Origin of the sequence: Aeromonas sp. QDB68 (assembly GCF_027707405.1) — a bacterium.
GTDB classification, from domain to species: Bacteria; Pseudomonadota; Gammaproteobacteria; order Enterobacterales; family Aeromonadaceae; genus Aeromonas; species Aeromonas caviae.
The window spans coordinates 17,650-35,080 of sequence record NZ_JAPCIQ010000039.1; the positions used below are offsets into that span (position 1 = coordinate 17,650).

The 17,431-nt window shown below is 64.6% G+C and carries 14 protein-coding genes and 1 riboswitch; of the genes, 5 read left to right on the forward strand and 9 right to left on the reverse strand.

From position 1 onward, the window contains the following. From PG892_RS12750 to PG892_RS12770, 5 genes are all read right to left on the reverse strand, one after another. Nucleotides 1-780: a HesA/MoeB/ThiF family protein gene (locus PG892_RS12750; protein ID WP_128318150.1), complete on the reverse strand. Its 780-nt coding sequence runs from the start codon at nucleotides 778-780 to the stop codon at nucleotides 1-3. Then, complete coding sequence (gene thiE, locus PG892_RS12755) at nucleotides 770-2,392, reverse strand: thiamine phosphate synthase (RefSeq protein WP_104451990.1); 1,623 nt, start codon at nucleotides 2,390-2,392, stop codon at nucleotides 770-772. Before thiE ends, PG892_RS12750 begins: the two co-directional genes overlap by 11 nt. Continuing rightward, nucleotides 2,389-4,392 (reverse strand): phosphomethylpyrimidine synthase ThiC, encoded by a 2,004-nt coding sequence (gene thiC / locus PG892_RS12760; protein WP_270825458.1) that lies wholly within the window; start codon nucleotides 4,390-4,392, stop codon nucleotides 2,389-2,391. The genes thiE and thiC overlap by 4 nt, the downstream gene beginning before the upstream one ends. Before the next feature lie 263 nt (nucleotides 4,393-4,655). Then, nucleotides 4,656-4,769, reverse strand: a riboswitch (TPP riboswitch). Nucleotides 4,770-4,831: 62 nt separating this feature from the next. Beyond that, entirely contained in the window at nucleotides 4,832-5,320 is a 489-nt protein-coding gene (locus PG892_RS12765) for a hypothetical protein (protein WP_270825459.1), read from the reverse strand. A gap of 78 nt (nucleotides 5,321-5,398) precedes the next feature. After that, nucleotides 5,399-5,827: a hypothetical protein gene (locus tag PG892_RS12770; protein ID WP_039040447.1), complete on the reverse strand. Its 429-nt coding sequence runs from the start codon at nucleotides 5,825-5,827 to the stop codon at nucleotides 5,399-5,401. A 90-nt stretch (nucleotides 5,828-5,917) separates the two neighbouring features. Between PG892_RS12770 and PG892_RS12775 the strand changes: the two genes are divergently transcribed. Both PG892_RS12775 and PG892_RS12780 read left to right on the forward strand, forming a co-directional pair. Continuing rightward, nucleotides 5,918-6,586 carry a response regulator transcription factor gene (locus PG892_RS12775; protein ID WP_270825460.1) on the forward strand — a complete coding sequence of 223 codons (669 nt, stop codon included), beginning with the start codon at nucleotides 5,918-5,920 and terminating at the stop codon, nucleotides 6,584-6,586. Continuing rightward, the gene (locus PG892_RS12780) at nucleotides 6,583-7,839 is read left to right on the forward strand and encodes a sensor histidine kinase (protein ID WP_124245175.1); all 1,257 of its coding nucleotides are present in this window, start codon (nucleotides 6,583-6,585) and stop codon (nucleotides 7,837-7,839) included. The genes PG892_RS12775 and PG892_RS12780 overlap by 4 nt, the downstream gene beginning before the upstream one ends. A 372-nt stretch (nucleotides 7,840-8,211) precedes the next feature. Here PG892_RS12780 and rimK read toward each other — a convergent pair whose 3' ends face one another. The 3 genes from rimK to metH all read right to left on the reverse strand — a co-directional run bounded on the left by rimK (nucleotide 8,212) and on the right by metH (nucleotide 14,131). Then, nucleotides 8,212-9,108: a 30S ribosomal protein S6--L-glutamate ligase gene (gene rimK / locus PG892_RS12785; protein WP_010672657.1), complete on the reverse strand. Its 897-nt coding sequence runs from the start codon at nucleotides 9,106-9,108 to the stop codon at nucleotides 8,212-8,214. Between the two features lie 192 nt (nucleotides 9,109-9,300). Further along, nucleotides 9,301-10,368 carry a Gfo/Idh/MocA family oxidoreductase gene (locus tag PG892_RS12790; protein WP_270825461.1) on the reverse strand — a complete coding sequence of 356 codons (1,068 nt, stop codon included), beginning with the start codon at nucleotides 10,366-10,368 and terminating at the stop codon, nucleotides 9,301-9,303. A gap of 67 nt (nucleotides 10,369-10,435) precedes the next feature. Next, nucleotides 10,436-14,131 carry a methionine synthase gene (metH, locus tag PG892_RS12795; RefSeq protein WP_052815859.1) on the reverse strand — a complete coding sequence of 1,232 codons (3,696 nt, stop codon included), beginning with the start codon at nucleotides 14,129-14,131 and terminating at the stop codon, nucleotides 10,436-10,438. A 204-nt stretch (nucleotides 14,132-14,335) separates the two neighbouring features. Here metH and PG892_RS12800 point away from each other — a divergent pair, with 204 nt between their 5' ends. Both PG892_RS12800 and PG892_RS12805 read left to right on the forward strand, forming a co-directional pair. After that, complete coding sequence (locus PG892_RS12800; RefSeq protein ID WP_041214319.1) at nucleotides 14,336-15,613, forward strand: cation:proton antiporter; 1,278 nt, start codon at nucleotides 14,336-14,338, stop codon at nucleotides 15,611-15,613. A gap of 471 nt (nucleotides 15,614-16,084) precedes the next feature. Beyond that, nucleotides 16,085-16,261, forward strand: coding sequence for a hypothetical protein (locus PG892_RS12805; protein WP_010672653.1), 177 nt, complete (start codon nucleotides 16,085-16,087; stop codon nucleotides 16,259-16,261). 101 nt (nucleotides 16,262-16,362) lie between these two features. On the opposite strand, the gene PG892_RS12810 is transcribed toward PG892_RS12805, so the two are convergent. Continuing rightward, a complete protein-coding gene (locus PG892_RS12810; protein WP_257711914.1) occupies nucleotides 16,363-16,884 on the reverse strand; it encodes a GNAT family N-acetyltransferase in 522 nt (173 codons plus the stop codon). A gap of 140 nt (nucleotides 16,885-17,024) precedes the next feature. Between PG892_RS12810 and PG892_RS12815 the strand changes: the two genes are divergently transcribed. Next, nucleotides 17,025-17,288 (forward strand): hypothetical protein, encoded by a 264-nt coding sequence (locus PG892_RS12815; RefSeq protein ID WP_039040440.1) that lies wholly within the window; start codon nucleotides 17,025-17,027, stop codon nucleotides 17,286-17,288. The last annotated feature ends 143 nt before the right edge of the window (nucleotides 17,289-17,431 follow it).

Below are 17,431 nucleotides of genomic sequence, written 5' to 3' on the forward strand. Positions count from 1 at the left end.
TTAATTCTCCAGGGCCGGGTGGGTGCTGCCGCAGACCGGGCAATCGGGGTCGGGAGCCAGCGTGAGGGTCTGCCACTGATGGGTCAGGGCATCAAACCGGCGCAATGTGCCCGCCACCGGGCTCGGCATCCCGAGCAGCATTTTCAGTGCCTCCAGCGCCTGCAAAGAGCCCATCACCCCCACCAGCGGGCCGGTGACACCGCTGGTCTCGCAGCTCTGACTCACCTTGGTATCCAGCGGATAGAGGCAGGCGTAGCAGGCGTGATCGCTGCTGGTACGCACCATCAGCTGCCCCTGCCAGCCCACTGCGGCGGCACAGACCCAGGGCTTGCCCTGAGCCACGCAGGCGGCGTTGATGGCCTGGCGGGTGGCGAGGTTGTCGCAGCAGTCGACAACCAGATCCACCTCGGTCACAAACGCCGGCAGGCTGGCGGCATCGAGTCGCTGATTGATGGCAATCAGCTCCACCAGCGGGTTGTGGGAGGACAAGCGCTCGCGGGCCAGCTCCGCCTTGGAGTGGTTGACCGCCTCGCTATCGAACAGGATCTGGCGCGGCAGATTGCTGGAGTCCACCGTATCGCCATCGGCCAGCCACAAAGTGCCCACCCCGGCCCCGGCGAGATAGAGGGCGAGCGGCGAGCCGAGCCCGCCGAGGCCCACGATCAACACGGACTTATCCTTGAGCCGCGCCTGACCGGCTTCCCCCACTTCCGCCAGCATCAGCTGGCGGCCGTATCTCAGATACTCTTTGTCACTAAGAGAAGCGGCATCAGAGCGCATGTTCTGCCTCCCGTATCACGCAGGCCGAGCGCGGTTCATCCCCCGCCCCCACGGCAGCGAGCAGCCGCTCGGTCGCCCCCTGCCAGTCATCGCTCGCCGTGATGGCCGAGACCAGCGCAATGCTGCCGACCCCGCTTGCCTTGACCGCCGCCACCCGCTCCTCGCTGATGCCACCGATGGCCACCGTGGGCCAGCCGCACATCAGGGCGCGGTAGTGGTGCAGCCGTGCCAGCCCCTGGGGGCGCGAAGGCATCGCTTTGGTGTTGGTCGGGAAGATATGGCCCAGCGCGATATAGGAGGGGGCCAGCTCGCGGGCCCGCATCAGCTCGAAGTAGCCGTGGGTGGAGATGCCAAGACGCAGCCCCGCCGCCTGAATGGCGGCGAGATCGGCGGTCTCCATATCCTCCTGCCCCAGATGCACGCCCCAGGCGCCCGCCTCGATGGCTTGCTGCCAGTAGTCGTTGATAAAGAGCCGCGCCCCATGGCGGCGACCGAGCGCGACCGCATCACGAATGGCCGGCGCCACCTCTGTGGCGGGCAGATTCTTGATCCGCAGCTGGATGGTCTTGACCCCGGCCCCCAGCAGGCGTTTGAGCCACTTGACCGAGTCCACCACCGGATAGAGGCCGAGGTGGTGCTCGGTCGGCGCAAAGGGGCCCTGCGGCAGACGGGCGCTGCTCGCTTCCATCCCTTCAACAGAAAAGAGGCCAAAGCGGCGATCGAGCGGTGAGCCCGCCAGCACGGCACGGGGGAAGTGGGCAAGATCAGCAGGCCAGCCGAGATGGGCGATGGGCCCCGGGCCTGCCCCCACCCCCTGCGCCGCCGCCAGCCCCTGTTGCAGGTAGGCACGCGCCAGGGTGATGGCGTCCTCCACCGGATAGTCCTGCGCCACCACGGCGGCGATGGCGCTGGCGTAAGCGCAGCCGGTGCCGTGGCCGTGGCGGGTATCGAGGCGCGGCGCGGCGAGCCAGAATTCGCGGGTCTCATCCTGGTAGTAGTCGAGGCAGAGATCCCCGCCCCATTCAAGGTGGCCCCCCTTGACCAGCACGGCGCGAGCGCCGAGTTCGCGCAGCCGCCGGGCGGCGAGGCGCACCAGCTCGGGACTGGTGGCGGGCAGGCCGGTCAGGGCTTCCAGCTCGGGACCATTGGGGGTGATCAAGGAGAGGCGCGGCAGCAGGTGCTCGCGCACCGCCACCAGCATGCCGGGCTCCGCCATGGGGGTGCCGGTGCTGGCGATGGCCACCGGGTCGTAGACCACGAAGGGAGCCTCGACGGTCGACAACCTGCGTGCCAGCACCTCCACATGCAGCCGGGTCGGCAGCAGGCCTATCTTGATGGCGGCGGGTGGCAGATCCAGCCCCAGGGCATCGATCTGGGCGGCGAAGGTCTGCATCAGCACGGGGTCGACCATCTTCACCGCCACCGAGTTCTGGGCCGTGATGGCGGAGATGACGGAGCAGCCGTGCACGCCGAGGTCATGCATCGTGTGTAAGTCGGCCTGAATGCCGGCCCCGCCGCCGGAGTCGGACCCGGCGATGGTCCAGACCACGGGGCGGGCCTGCGTCACAGGCGACAGGTCGGCGGGGCTGACAGCCCCGCGCTCGCTGCTCACGCCTCCTCCCCTGCGGCCTGCTTCAGGGTCGCCGCCTGATGGTAGATCTCGCCGCCGGTCTCCTTGAAGGTTTCCGCCATGCGGGCCATGCCGCTCTCCACCTCGGCCACCACCCGCTCCTGCTGACCGTCCATGCCGACCAGCTTGATCTCCACGGCTTCCAGTTTCGCCGCATAATCGCGCACGTCCTGGGTGATCTTCATGGAGCAGAACTTGGGCCCGCACATGGAGCAGAAGTGTGCCACTTTGCCGGACTCCTGAGGCAGGGTCTCGTCGTGGTAGGCGCGGGCGGTGTCGGGATCCAGGGCCAGGTTGAACTGATCCTCCCAGCGGAACTCGAAGCGCGCCTTGGACATGGCGTTGTCGCGGATCTGGGCGCCCGGGTGGCCTTTGGCCAGATCGGCGGCGTGGGCTGCGATCTTGTAGGTAATCAGCCCCTGCTTCACGTCCTCCTTGTTGGGCAGGCCCAGGTGCTCCTTGGGGGTCACGTAGCAGAGCATGGCGCAGCCGTACCAGCCGATGAGCGCGGCGCCGATGCCGGAGGTGAAGTGATCGTACCCTGGGGCAATGTCGGTGGTGAGCGGGCCCAGGGTATAGAAGGGCGCCTCGTGGCAGTGCTCCAGCTGCTCGGTCATGTTGCGCTCGATCATGTGCATGGGTACGTGGCCGGGGCCCTCGATCATCACCTGCACGTCGTACTCCCACGCAATCTTGGTGAGCTCGCCCAGGGTGCGCAGCTCGGCGAACTGGGCCTCGTCGTTGGCGTCATAGACGGAGCCCGGACGCAGACCGTCACCCAGCGACAAGCTCACGTCGTAGGCGGCGCAGATCTCGCAGATCTCGCGGAAGTGCTCGTAGAGGAAGTTCTCCTTGTGGTGCGACAGGCACCACTTGGCCATGATGCTGCCACCGCGCGAAACGATGCCGGTGAGGCGCTTGGCGGTCATCGGCACGAAGCGCAGCAAGACGCCGGCGTGGATGGTGAAGTAGTCCACCCCCTGCTCGGCCTGCTCCAGCAGGGTGTCGCGGAACAGCTCCCAGGTGAGGTCTTCGGCGATGCCGTTGGTCTTCTCCAGCGCCTGATAGATGGGCACGGTACCGATGGGCACCGGGCTGTTGCGCAGGATCCACTCGCGGGTCTCGTGGATGTAGCGGCCGGTGGAGAGATCCATCACGGTGTCGGCGCCCCAGCGGGTGGACCACACCAGCTTCTCCACTTCCTCTTCGATGCTGGAGGTGACCGCCGAGTTGCCGATGTTGGCGTTGATCTTCACCAGGAAGTTGCGGCCGATGATCATGGGCTCCGCTTCCGGGTGGTTGATGTTGCTGGGGATGATGGCGCGACCGGCGGCCACCTCATCGCGCACGAACTCGGGGGTGATGTTCTGGGGCAGTCTGGCGCCAAAGCCCTGACCCGGGTGCTGGGTGCGCAAGAGTTCTGAGCGCACCCGCTCGCGGCCCATGTTCTCGCGGATGGCGATAAATTCCATCTCGGGAGTGACGATGCCTTGGCGGGCATAGTGCAGCTGGGTGACCCGGCGGCCCGGCTTGGCACGGCGGGCCTTATGTTGCGAAGAGTGCAGATGTTCGAAGCGCAGGTGATCCAGCCCCTCGTCCGCCAGCCGCTCCTGAGTGAAAGTGGAGCTCAGCCCCTCCAGCGCGTCGGTGTCAGCACGCTCCAGCACCCAGGCTTCGCGCAGGCGCGGCAGACCGCGGCGCACGTCGATGGGGGCGGCCTCTTCCCCATAGGGGCCCGAGGTATCGTAAACCGGCACCGGCTCGTTGGGCTCGAACTGGGGAGCGTCCTTGGTGCCGCCGACGAAGGTGTCGGCCAACTGGATTTCCCGCAAAGGCACCCGGATATCGGCGCGGGAGCCTTCGATAAAGATGCGGCGGGAGTTGGGGTGAGCCATCCCCTTGAGGTTGTCGATAAAGGTCTGGGCGCTGGAGCGCTGCTCGCGGCGGCTGGATTTGGTGGTATCAGATACATTGGTAGACATAGCAAAACTCACATTAACTGGTTGAAGTTATGGGTGTTTGCTTGTCTGGAGTTCGAGGAGAAGATGAACTTGCGGCGGGGTGTGCTCGGGGGAGTGAGTGGGGCATGGATCTTCCCTGCTCTGCTGTCCCGGTGTTTCCCTAGTCTGGAAACCCGGCGCCCTAAGGACAACCGGACGGGACAACCTCCCCCTGTGCGCCTGTGCCAGCCAGAGGCGGTCTGCCTCCAGCTGGCGGGAAGGTGTGCCTTCCCCGGCGCGGTAACCCGCAAGTTACCCTTGTTTCCCTTCGCAGGTCTTAACCTGATCAGGTTCCACGGATCCCGAATTAACGGTCTCAGCTTAGCGTCGTTCGACGGTCAGCACTCCGACAAGATGTGCGCCAGTATAAGTGGGGAAATTTAAAGTACAAGCCATTAACAAGGGGAAAGGGAGAGAGGTCTCACTCTTCGGCGTCGAGGGGATCCTCGGGGTCAGGAATGAGGATGTCGGTGAGGCGGCCCTCTTCATCCCGGCTCAGCACCAGGCGGCGACCCGGTTGCAGATCGGCGGCGCTGCCGTTGATCCAGCGAGTGTCAGCATCAAACACCAGCACGCCGAGATCCTGTAGCAGCAATGCCTGCTGATTATGGGCGAGCAGTCGATCCTCCGCCCGCCGCCAACTGGCCCCGAGCGCCGGATCCGGCGCCCCGTCGAGCACCCGGATCGTCTCGGCGACGCCGTAGCGGCTCTGGATCGCGAGGTGCATGCCGGGCACGAGTCCGTCCGGCTGCGCCACGCCGTGCAGTTCGGCACTGCCGAGCTCCAGCTCAGCCCCCTGGAATTGCAGGCGCACCCCGTCGTTGTGCTCCAGCTCCACCAGCCAGAGCTCGGCGTCGTCGGCAAGGGTGCAGAAGGGCAACAGCAGCAGGCAGAGTGCGGTTCGGGTCATGGCAGGCGGTCCGGGGTCACGGGGTGAGGTTTAACTATGGCCCCGGAGGGGCAATTTTTCCCGGTCCGCCCTGACCGGTCAGTCATCCTCCCGGCACTGGCTCAGGCGCATGCCGTCAAACTTGCACTCCAGCTCCAGCCAGCGTCCCTCGAACGGGGAGAGGCTCCCATCCGAGGTGACATAGCCCCAGATCCGCCCCCCTTCCACCGGCCCTTCCAGTTCCATCTCGTCCTCCTCTTCCAGCGCCTCCACCTCGCGAACGAGCCGCCGCGCCCCTGCCGCCGTCTCCTGCACGACCCCTTCCAGATCGACCCAGGTCCCGCCGAGATCGTCCTCATCCAGGCCATCCTTGAAGCGGGTGCGCTCATCGATCACGAAGGGAATGCCATTGACCATCAACTGGCCAAGCTGCCAGGTGGTGCGGCCCGTGAGCTTGAACTCGGCCGCCTGCACCAGACCAAAAGGCAATAGAATCAATAACCAGAAGGCGCGGAGAGACTTCTTCATCGGGGATCCTCGGGGTTACACTGGCACACAGGATGACCCATCCGGTGTGAAATGGCCGTGAAATAGCGGTACAGACCAGGAGATCAGAGCATGAAAATACTGGTGGTGGAAGACAGTCCCCAGGTGGCGGAGACCATCATGGACTATCTGGCGCTGGCCGGGCACAGGGTGGATTGCGCCTATCATGGCCAGGCCGCGCTGCAACTGCTGGCCCAGGAGCGCTTCGACGTCATCATCATGGATGTCATGATGCCGCGCCTCGATGGCCTGCGTACCGTGGAGCGGCTGCGTGCGGACGGCATCGCGACCCCGGTGCTCTTTCTCACCGCCCGCGACAGCCTGGAGGACAAGCTGGCAGGCTTTCGGGCGGGGGGCGACGACTATCTGGTCAAGCCGTTCGCCATGGAGGAGCTGGAGGTGCGCCTGGAGGCCCTCAGCCTGCGTGGCCCCAGAGGGGACATGGGCGTGCTCGGCTTTGGCGATCTGACGGTGGATCCCGCCAGCGGCCGCGCCACCCGCGCCGGGGTGGAGCTCAAGCTCGGCAAGATCCCGTTCCAGATCCTCACCCTGCTGGTGAAGCGCGCGCCCCAGCTGGTGACGCGCAAGGAGGTGCTCGACACCGTCTGGGGCGACGAGGAGCCCGACTCCGACGCCCTGCGCAGCCACATCTATGCCCTGCGCAGCGCCCTCGACAAGCCCTTCCCCACCCCCATGCTGGAGACCCTGCACGGCCAGGGCTACCGGCTGGTGACCCCATGACGAACCCGACGCCGCCCCTTGCCTCCGGTCTGCCGAGCCTGCGCCGGCGCCTGGTGCTGGCGCTGGGAGGGGCCGGTCTGCTGCTGCTGGTGATCCTGAGCCTGCTGATGGTGGTGGCCGAGAACAAGATGGAGGAGCTGAGCCTGCGCCACTGGCTGGAGGCGGAGGCAACCCGCTATGACGACGACTGGTTGCGCCTCGGAATGGCGGCCCCCGCCCCCAGCCCGCGCCAGTTCTCCAGCTACTGGACAGAGGCGGGCCGCCTGCCCGCCTGGCTCAAGGCCTACCAGAGCCCCGGCTTCTTCGAGCATCAGCTGGGCCGGGAGGACAAGCACTTCCTGGTACGCGCCCACCCCTCGGGTCAGGGGCTGCTCTATCTGGTGTTCAACGACGATGCGGACGACTATCTGGACCCTTACGAAGCCAAGCTGCATCTGGTGACCCGCCTCATCGGCCTGGCCCTGCTGCTGGGGAGCCTCGCCTTCGGCATCTGGCTGGTGCGTCACATTACCAGGCCGCTGGAGCGGCTGCGCCAGCGGGTCGCCCACCTCACCCCGGATCAGGGGGACTTCGTGCCCGATGCTCCCTGGCAGGAGCTGCGAGAGATAGAACAGGCGCTGCTGGCGGGCAAGCACGAGGTAGCCGCCGTGTTTGCCCGTGAACAGGAGTTCAGCCGCTTTGCCAGCCACGAGCTGCGCACCCCCAACATGGTGATCCAGGGATCCGCGGCCCTGCTCGGCAAGGTGAATGACCTGCCCGCCCCGGCAGCCCGCGCCGTCAGCCGCATCCGCGCCGCCGCCGACGAGATGGCCCTGCTCACCGAGACCTTCCTGCTGCTGGGACGCAAGGAGGCCGTGGAGCGCCCACCCCAGCAGGTGGCGCCGCTCATTCGCCGGGAACTGACCCGCCTCGCCCCCCTGCTGCAACGGGAGACGCTGGACATTCGCCTGCAACTGGACGAGGAGAGCGAGGTGCAGGCCCCCCTCTCCCTGCTCGCCATCGCCCTCGGCAACCTCTTGAAAAACGCCCTGAGCTACGCCGAGGGGCACATCGAGATCACCCTGCACGAGCAGGTGCTCACCATCAGCAACCCCACCGCCGCCGCACCGGATCAGATCCTCGGCTACGGCTGCGGTCTCACCATCATCCAGCGCATCTGCGAGAAGCTGGGCTGGCAGATTGAGACCCACCTGGTGGATGGGGTCTTCAGCGCCCGGCTGGTGATGATCCCCGGAGCCCCCGGGGCGGCATAGCCCCCTCATTCCCGCAATGCTGTTCACTTAAGAGAATTTGAGTTCCAGTCCACGTAGTATCAGGACAAAAAAGCGAGGGAGGCATGATGCCTCCCTCTTTCTATTGCAAGCCCCGCTGGATAAAGGCTGGAGGAAGATCGACTGGACACAGCCTTGCCCCCTCAACTCAAATCCAATTTATGAATAATCAGTCAAAAAAGTGCTTATCTGAACAGCATTGCCCTCATTCCCGGCCCTTCTCCCCGGCTGTTCAACACAGTGGGAGAAGGGAGACACTTCCCGGCAAGCCCGCTGCCTTCCAGCCCACCCGCCAGATAGCAACAAGGCGCCCGAGGGCGCCCTGTGTTTACCTTTCTGACACTCGTTTGGGGCTCATTCCGCCGGCTTGTGCTTGCGGCTCGCCTTGAGCTCAAGGAACTCGATGATCTTGCCCGCCACGTCCTTGCCGGAGGCGGCTTCCACCCCTTGCAGGCCGGGGGAGGAGTTCACCTCCAGCACCAGCGGGCCGCGGGCGCTACGCAGGATGTCCACCCCGGCCACGTCCAGCCCCATGATCTTGGCGGCCTGCACGGCGGTAGCACGCTCTTCCGGCGTGATCTTGATGGCTTCGGCGGTGCCGCCCCGGTGCAGGTTGGAGCGAAACTCCCCCGGCTGGGCCTGGCGGCGCATGGCGGCCACCACCTTGCCGTTGACCACCAGGCAGCGGATATCGGCGCCGTTGGCCTCGCGGATGTACTCCTGCACCAGAATGTTGTTGTTGGTCTGGATAAAGGCCTCGATGACGCTCTCGGCGGCCTTCTGGGTTTCGCACAGCACCACGCCAATCCCCTGGGTGCCCTCCAGCAGTTTCACCACCAGGGGGGCGCCCCCCACCATGGTGATGAGATCCGGTACGTCGTGGGTGCTGTGGGCATAGCCGGTCACCGGCAGGCCGATGCCGTGACGGGAGAGCAGCTGCATGGCGCGCAGCTTGTCCCGGGAGCGGGAGATGGCCACCGAGCTGTTGAGAGCCATGGTGCTCATCATCTCGAACTGGCGCAGCACGGCGGTGCCATAGAAGGTGATGCTGGCACCGATGCGCGGGATCACGGCGTCATAGCTCTCCAGCTCCCGTCCTTCGTAATGGATGGAGGGGCTGTGGGAGGCGATGTTCATGTAGCAGCGCAGGGTGTCGAGCACCTCGACCTGATGCCCACGGGCCCGGGCCACCTCGACCAGACGGCGGGTGGAGTAGTTGTTGGGCTCACGGGATAAAATGGCAATATTCATGGAAATGGCAGACCTGATAATCGGACTGGAGAGTATAAGGTGCCATGAACGACTGGCAACGCCAATCCTTTCCCCTCACCATGCGCGGTTCTGCAAGAACGGGCAAAAACCGAGAGTGCCGCACTCAAGAACGGACCGTTCTGCAAGACGGCGCCAGCCACCAGCCCTCATGCCGGATGGCGCACAGCGACGTCAATGGGGGCCGCGCAGCCCTTGCTGCAACTCAAGCAGCAGGGCGACCTCCTGCAAACGGCGCGCCGTGGTGCCGGCCCAGCCTCCCAAAGGCACGGGGGCCAGCAGGGTCTGGGCGATACAGTGGCGATAGAGGGGCCCCTCATGTTGCCAGCCCCGCATCCCGTCGACGTCGTGATGGTGCAACCACTCCAGGTTGCCGCGGCGAAGCAGCTCGATGCGCCGCCCGTCCTTGAAGTGCAGGCAAAGCCCCTTCTTCTCCACCCCGGGACCGGCATACTTGTCGAGCCAGAGGGTCAGGGGCACCCCTGCCGCCTCGCCGCGCAGGCAGGCCCGCCCCTCGGCGGTCTCCAGATCCCCGCGCCGGATGGGCTGCCCCAGCCGGTCGCAGACGCCCTCCGCGATCAGGTGCAGGCGGTCGTCCCCACCCAGGGCCACCAGCAGTTCCCGGATCATCGCCAGCAGATGGGTGCCGATGTCGAGGATCACCCCGTCTGGATGGCGCAGGACCCGCCGATCCGGCTCCCCGGTGGCGAAGTTGAGGGCATAGGGATGCCCCGCCTCGTCCAGGCCACAGGGTTCCAGCAAAAAGCCCTCCACCGCGCTGATATCGGCGAGGGTGGCCAGCCCGACCCCGGCGCCGCCTGGTTCCCGAGGCTGCCAGCCTTCATCCAGTTTGCCGCTCAGCAGCAACTGCTGGACGGCATTGCGGGCCATCCAGTGATCCAGCGCCAGCACCCTGGCTGCGACCTCGGGGTCCGCCAGCAGGGCGTGCAGGCGATCGTGCTGGGCCAGGGTGGCCACCACGGGTTTCTCCACCAGGATGAGGGGAATGGCGCTGGCCAGTGCCTGCTCCAACACGGGCAGATGCAGCAGGGAAGGGGTGGCGATCACCAGCCGATCCAGGGGTTTGGCCAGCAGGGCTTCCAGGGTCGGCGCAGACATGACGCCGGGCAGGGTGATGGCGGGATCAAAGCCCCATATCTCGGTATTTTCGGCCAGGGCTGCGAGTGCAGGCAGATAGGCTGTCTGCACCACAGCCCCCAGACCGACAAATCCAATCTTCATGGCAACCTCGATATGGCGTGCGTACCCGGCGTCTGCCCCGCACCGCGTGAGGCGAGGCAGACGGGGATCAGTGCAGGTTGGGTCCCAGCCAGCGTTCGGCCTCTGCCAGGGTCATCCCCTTGCGCTGGGCGTAGTCTTCCACCTGATCCTGCTGGATCTGGGCCACCGCGAAGTATTTGCTCTCAGGGTGGGAGAAGTACCAGCCGGATACCGCCGCCCCCGGCCACATGGCGTAGGACTCGGTGAGCTGCATGCCGATGGCCTGTTCCACGTCCAGCAGCTCCCAGATGCTCCCCTTCTCGGTGTGCTCCGGGCAGGCCGGGTAGCCCGGCGCCGGACGTATCCCCTGATAATTTTCGCGAATCAGTTCCTCGTTGCTGAGTGCCTCGTCCGGGGCATAGCCCCAGTGCACTTTGCGCACCTGCTCGTGGAGGTATTCGGCAAAGGCCTCGGCGAGGCGATCGCACACCGCCTGGATGAGAATGGCGTTGTAGTCGTCGTGGTCCGCCTTGTAGGCCTTGGCGATGGCCTCCTCGCCGATGCCGCCGGTCACCGCGAAGGCGCCGATCCAGTCGGGCTTGCCGCTCTCCTTCGGCGCCACATAGTCCGCCAGACAGTAGTTGGGGAAGCCCTGCTTCTCGCTCTGCTGGCGCAGGTGGTGCAGCACCTTGCGCACCTGGGTGCGGGTCTCGTCGGTGTAGACCTCGATGCTGTCCCCCACGGCGTTGGCGGGGAACAGGCCGACAATGCCGGCGCAGCGCACGCTCTGATCCTTCTCCAGCTGGTCCAGCATGGCGTTGGCGTCGGCGTAGAGGCGCGTCGCCTCCTCCCCCACGACTTCATCCTCCAGAATGCGGGGGAACTTGCCCGCCAGCTCCCAGCTCAGGAAGAACGGCGTCCAGTCGATGTAGGGGCGCAGCACCGAGATGGGCACGTTTTCGAACTTCTGTACGCCGGGCTCCCGGGGCGCCGGGGGCTCATAGCCCACCCAGTCCAGCTGATGGCGGTTGGCCCGGGCATGGGCCAGGCTGACCGGCTTGGAGCGCGGCTGCTTGCGGGCATGCTGATCCCGGGCAATCTCGTACTCCTTGTCGATGCGGGCGACGAAGGCGGGCTTGAGCTCCGGGCTCAGCAGGCTCTGGGCCACCCCCACGGCGCGGGAGGCGTTGGAGACATAGACCACGGGCTCGGAGTAGTTCTGCTCTATCTTCACCGCGGTGTGGGCCTTGGAAGTGGTGGCACCGCCGATGAGCAGCGGCAGCTTGAACCCCTGACGCTCCATCTCCTTTGCTACATGCACCATCTCGTCCAGGGACGGAGTGATGAGGCCCGACAGGCCGATGATGTCGGCGTTCACTTCCCGGGCCGTCTTGAGGATAGTCTCGCAGGAGACCATGACCCCGAGATCCACGATCTCGAAGTTGTTGCACTGGAGCACCACCCCGACGATGTTCTTGCCGATGTCGTGCACGTCGCCCTTGACGGTGGCCAGCACGATTTTGCCGTTGCTGGAACCGCCGGACTTCTCCGCCTCGATGTAGGGTTGCAGGTAGGCCACCGCCCGCTTCATCACCCGGGCCGACTTCACCACCTGGGGCAGGAACATCTTGCCGGCGCCGAACAGATCGCCCACCACGTTCATGCCGTCCATCAGCGGCCCCTCGATGACGTGCAGCGGCTTCTCGGCTTGGGCGCGCGCCTCCTCGGTGTCCTCCTCGATGAAATCAGTGATCCCCTTGACCAGGGCGTGTTCGAGCCGCTTGCCCACCGGCCAGCTGCGCCACTCCTGATCCCGCGGATCCTCCGCCTGGGCACCCGCGCCGCGATACTTCTCGGCGATGGCCAGCAGCGCCTCGGTGGCGTTGTCGTTGAGGTTCAGCACTACCGCCTCGACCTTCTCTTTGAGCTCGGCCGGGATGTCTTCGTAGATGGCAAGCTGGCCCGCGTTGACGATCCCCATGTCCATGCCGTTCCTGATGGCGTGGTAGAGGAAGACAGCGTGGATGGCTTCGCGCACCGGCTCGTTGCCACGGAAGGAGAAGGAGACGTTGGAGACGCCGCCGGAGATCATGGCGTGGGGCAGGTGCGTTTTGATGTCCTTCACCGCCTCGATGAAGTCCACCGCGTAGTTGTTGTGCTCGTCGATGCCGGTCGCCACCGCGAAGATGTTGGGGTCGAAGATGATGTCTTCCGGCGGGAAGCCGACGCGGTCCACCAGAATGCGGTAGGCGCGCTGGCAGATCTCGAACTTGCGGGCACGGGTATCAGCCTGGCCCACCTCGTCGAACGCCATGACGATGACGGCGGCGCCGTAGCGACGCAGCAGTTTCGCCTGCTCGATGAATTTGTCCTCCCCCTCCTTCATGGAGATGGAGTTGACCACCGGCTTGCCCTGCACGCACTTGAGGCCCGCCTCCAGCACCTCCCACTTGGAGGAGTCGATCATCACCGGCACCCGGGCGATATCCGGTTCCCCGGCGATGAGGTTCAGGAAGCGCACCATGGCCGCCTCGGCGTCCAGCATCCCCTCATCCATGTTGATGTCGATGATCTGGGCGCCGTTTTCCACCTGCTGCTTGGCCACATCCAGGGCCTCGTCGTAGAGCCCCTCTTTTATCAAGCGCTTGAACTTGGCCGAACCGGTGACGTTGGTCCGCTCACCCACGTTCACGAACATGGAGTCCGCCGTGATGATGAGAGGCTCCAGGCCCGACAACCGGCAGGCTACCGGCAGATCCGGCAGGGCGCGGGGCTTGATGCCCGCCACGGCGTCCGCCATGGCGCGGATGTGGGTCGGGGTGGTGCCGCAGCAGCCGCCCACCAGGTTGAGAAAGCCGCTTTGGGCCCACTCGCGGATATGCTCCGCCATCTCGACCGCGTCCAGATCGTACTCGCCAAACGCATTGGGCAGACCGGCATTGGGGTGGGCGCTGACATGGGTCTCGCTGATGCGGGACAGCTCCTCCACGTACTGGCGCAGCTCGTCCGGCCCCAGCGCACAGTTGAGGCCGAAGGAGACCGGTTTGACGTGGCGAAGGGAGTGGTAGAAGGCCTCGGTGGTCTGGCCCGAGAGGGTACGACCGGAGGCGTCCGTGATGGTGCCGGAGATCATCACCGGCAGGCTGTAACCCAGCTCCTCGAACACCAGGTCCACCGCGAAGGCGGCCGCCTTGGCGTTGAGGGTGTCGAAGATGGTCTCGATCAGGATGATGTCGGCACCGCCCTCGATGAGGGCGTGGGTCGATTCGGTGTAGGCGGCCACCAGCTCGTCATAGGTGACGTTGCGCTTGCCCGGATCGTTCACGTCCGGCGAGATGGAGGCGGTACGGTTGGTGGGGCCCAGTACCCCTGCCACAAAGCGCGGTTTCGCCGGGTCCTTGGCGGTCCACTCGTCCGCCACGGCGCGGGCCAGGCGGGCCGCCTCCCGGTTTATCTCGGCCGAGAGCGCTTCCATCTCGTAGTCCGCCATGGCGATGCGGGTGGCGTTGAAGGTGTTGGTCTCGAGGATGTCGGCCCCGGCGGCACAATACTGGTCGTGGATCTCGCGAATGACGGCGGGACGGCTCAACACCAGCAGGTCGTTGTTGCCCTTGATGTCGGTATGCCAGTCGGCAAACCGCTCCCCCCGATAGTCCGCCTCACCGAGTTTGTAACCCTGGATCATGGTGCCCATGGCCCCGTCGATGATCAGGATCCGCTCCTTGAGACAGGCTTCCAGCCTGGTTGTGACATCCGCTTTCTTGTTCGACTCTCTGCTCGACACCGCTCGTACCCCTTACATCCATGCAACTGCGTGATGCCCATCCTAGCAGCAATCAAATTAAATGGAAATCTAGCCGTCTATCTGTCCGTGGTGACGATTAAATATAACCATAAATAGGTAATGAGCATGATCTAACCCGGGAGTACCCTATGCCCGTCCTCAAGAGGGATACGTGCTTGCTGTTTACCAAAGAGAAAAATAACTATGAGCGTCTACTACACACTCTGCTTCCTGGCAGCGTTGGCGATCTTCATCGCCTTTGCCAACCAGTATGTTGTGAAGATCCAGACCACCATCGCCATCACTGCGGGCTCCATGCTGATCTCCGCGCTGCTGGTGCTGTTTGGCAAACTGGGTTGGTTCAATCTGGAGCCTCTCGCCATCAAGACCATGGAGAGCATCGACTTCCAGAACTTCCTGTTGAAGGGGATCCTGGGCTTCCTGCTGTTCGCCGGCGGCCTTGGCATCAACCTCAAGGCGTTGCGTAGCCAGAAGTGGGAAATCACCATTCTGGCCATAGCCGCCACCCTGCTCTCCACCTTCCTCATCGGCTACGGCTTCTGGTTCATCGCCAAGCTGCTGGGCTGGGATGTGCCGCTGGTCTACTGCATGTTGTTCGGTGCCCTGATCTCCCCCACTGACCCGATTGCCGTACTGGCCATCGTCAAAAAGATGAAGGCGCCACCCCAGATCGCCATCCAGATCGAGGGGGAATCCCTGTTCAACGACGGTGTCGGTCTGGTCATCTTCGCCACCGTGTTTGCCGTGGCCTTTGGCGGCGTGGAGCCCACCTTCGGCAGCGTGGCCGGTCTGTTCCTGCATGAGGCTCTCGGCGGCATCCTGTTCGGGGCCGTGCTGGGTCTCATCGCCCACGTGATGATCAGCGCCACCGACGACGGCTCCCTGGAGCTGCTGCTGACCCTCTGCATCCCGACCGCGGGCTTCGCCTTCGCCAACATGATCGGCGTCTCCGGCGCCCTGGCCATGGTGGTGACCGGCATCATGATCGGCAACTGGACCCGTCATTCCGGCTTCTCCGAGCAGAGCCAGCACCACCTGGATCACTTCTGGGAGTTGATGGATCAGTTCCTCAACGCCCTGCTGTTCCTGCTGATCGGTCTGGCACTGGTGCTGCTGGACCTCGACTGGCGCGACTGGATCCTGCTGGTCATCGCGGTGCCGCTCTGCCTGGCTGCCCGCTTCATCAGCGTCTCCCTGCCCTATGTGACGTTCCGCAAGTTCCGCAGCTACAACACCTTCTCGGTGCGCATCCTCACCTGGGGCGGCCTGCGTGGCGGTCTGGCCATGGCCATGGCCCTGGCACTGCCATCCGGTGTCATGATGATCCCGGAACACAACGTCGATCTGCGCCAGGTGATCCTGGTGATGACCTACTCGGTGGTGATGTTCTCCATCGTGGTACAGGGCATGACCATTACCCCCATGATCACCGCCGCCAAGAAGGCCTGTGGCGACGCCTGAGCCCGTCCCTGACCGGCAATGAAAAGGGCTCCCAAGGGAGCCCTTTTGTCATCCCCGTGGCAGAGAAAAACAGGGAATGACTGGGTGAACGCACAATTAGTGTTTGCTTTTTACACATTTCGAGGAGAGAATGCGCGCCGGCTAGTTAATCAGCCCTGATTATGTTCGCAATGCTTCACCTCACGATGAATCCTGCCAGTACCCGCATAACCTTCTTCTGATTTACTCGCCTTGAGAACCGTTCAGGCTGTCTGCCTGCGTTGCCCGGCTCTCACGGTGCAGACCCGATCTGCCCACTCCCAAGTAGCATCATGCATCCGCGTGGTCCTTGGCGCCTTCCTTGAAAGTGCAGACGCCCCTGAACCGGGCTGGGTATTCCTGCGCGCTCGTCCGCCATCGTGCTGACCGCGCCCATTGACCTGACATTTGCCAATACAAGGAGCAAACACTTAATTTATATAGAGAAATACCATGATGAAACACGTACAGATCCGCAAACCCCTGCGTCGCAGCAAACCCATCAACCTGCCCGTGCAAGAGCACGACGACGATGCGTTCCTGATCCAGTTCAGCACCCGCTTCAGCGGCGGCTTCGCCATCTCCTGTGATGGCATCGCAGGCGAGTTCTCCATCGAAGAGCTCAACTGACCTTGCCTGCCCAGGCCGCGCCCGATGCAGACAGGCCGCAACTCACGGCGGCCTCCTTGCCTGACGTCATAGTCTGCATGGCCCCGCTCCCCGAGCGGTGGCTAGACCCCGCAAGTCTCCTTGTCCGGCGCCTCCAGCAGCAGGCACTCCTCCTCGCCGACTCCCAGCCTGACCCGTTTGCCCTGACTCAGCCCCAGCTTGGCGAGTAGCCGGACCGAGCGCTCATTGCCCGGAGTGACGATGGCGACCACCCGCTCGATGCCGAGCCGTTCGCGGCCATCTGCCATGGCCGCCCGCGCGGCTTCGATGGCATAGCCCTGGCCGCGCCAGGCGGGCAGGAAGGCATAGCCGATGTCTTCACAGGGCAGGGTATCGCGCTTGATGAGCCCGCAGATGCCGAGCCTGGCCCCGTCTTCCCGCCGCACCACCAGATAGAGTCCGTGACCGTGGCGGGCATAACTGACCGCAGGCCCCTGCTGGATGTAGTTTTCGGCATCCGCCAGGGTACGCACCCCGCGATCGCCGATGTAGCGGTGAAAATCACCATCGTTGAGCAGTTCGAGAATGAAGGGGGCATCGACAACGGTCAGTTCGCGCAGTTCCAGGCGCTCGGAGAGGATCATGACATGGGCTCGTTCGGCAGAGAGAGTGTCCAAGACTGCTCCCGCCCCGCTTCCTTGGCAAGACCCGGACGATATTTTCGCCCCCGGGAGCCGCGTCCCCGCTATACTGCCCACCCCATGGAACAGGCAGGAGAACGGCCATGACCGATACCCCCGAATTTTTTGATGAAGAGACACTGCTGGAGATGGTGGAGAACCAGCTCGCCGACGGCCATCCCCTCCAGGTGAAAGCCACCCTGATGCGCCTGGTGATGAAGGGCACCCCGCGGGAAGAGGCGCTGCAATACATCGCCTGCGCCCTGGGCGCCGAACTCATGGCCATGGAGGCCGAACAGGGCCCCTTCAACCTCGTCCGTTACGGCGAGTTCCTCGACAGCCTGCCCGAGATGCCCTGGGCCGAATGACCCGGGCCGATTAGGCAAGCCCCGGCGCCAGCCATTATCATTACTGCCACCACCAATGACGGGAGTTTGACATCCTCCCCCACCTTAGCGCTTCGCGTCACAGGAGGGGGATTCCCATTACTGGGTGATAGCTGCTCGCGCAG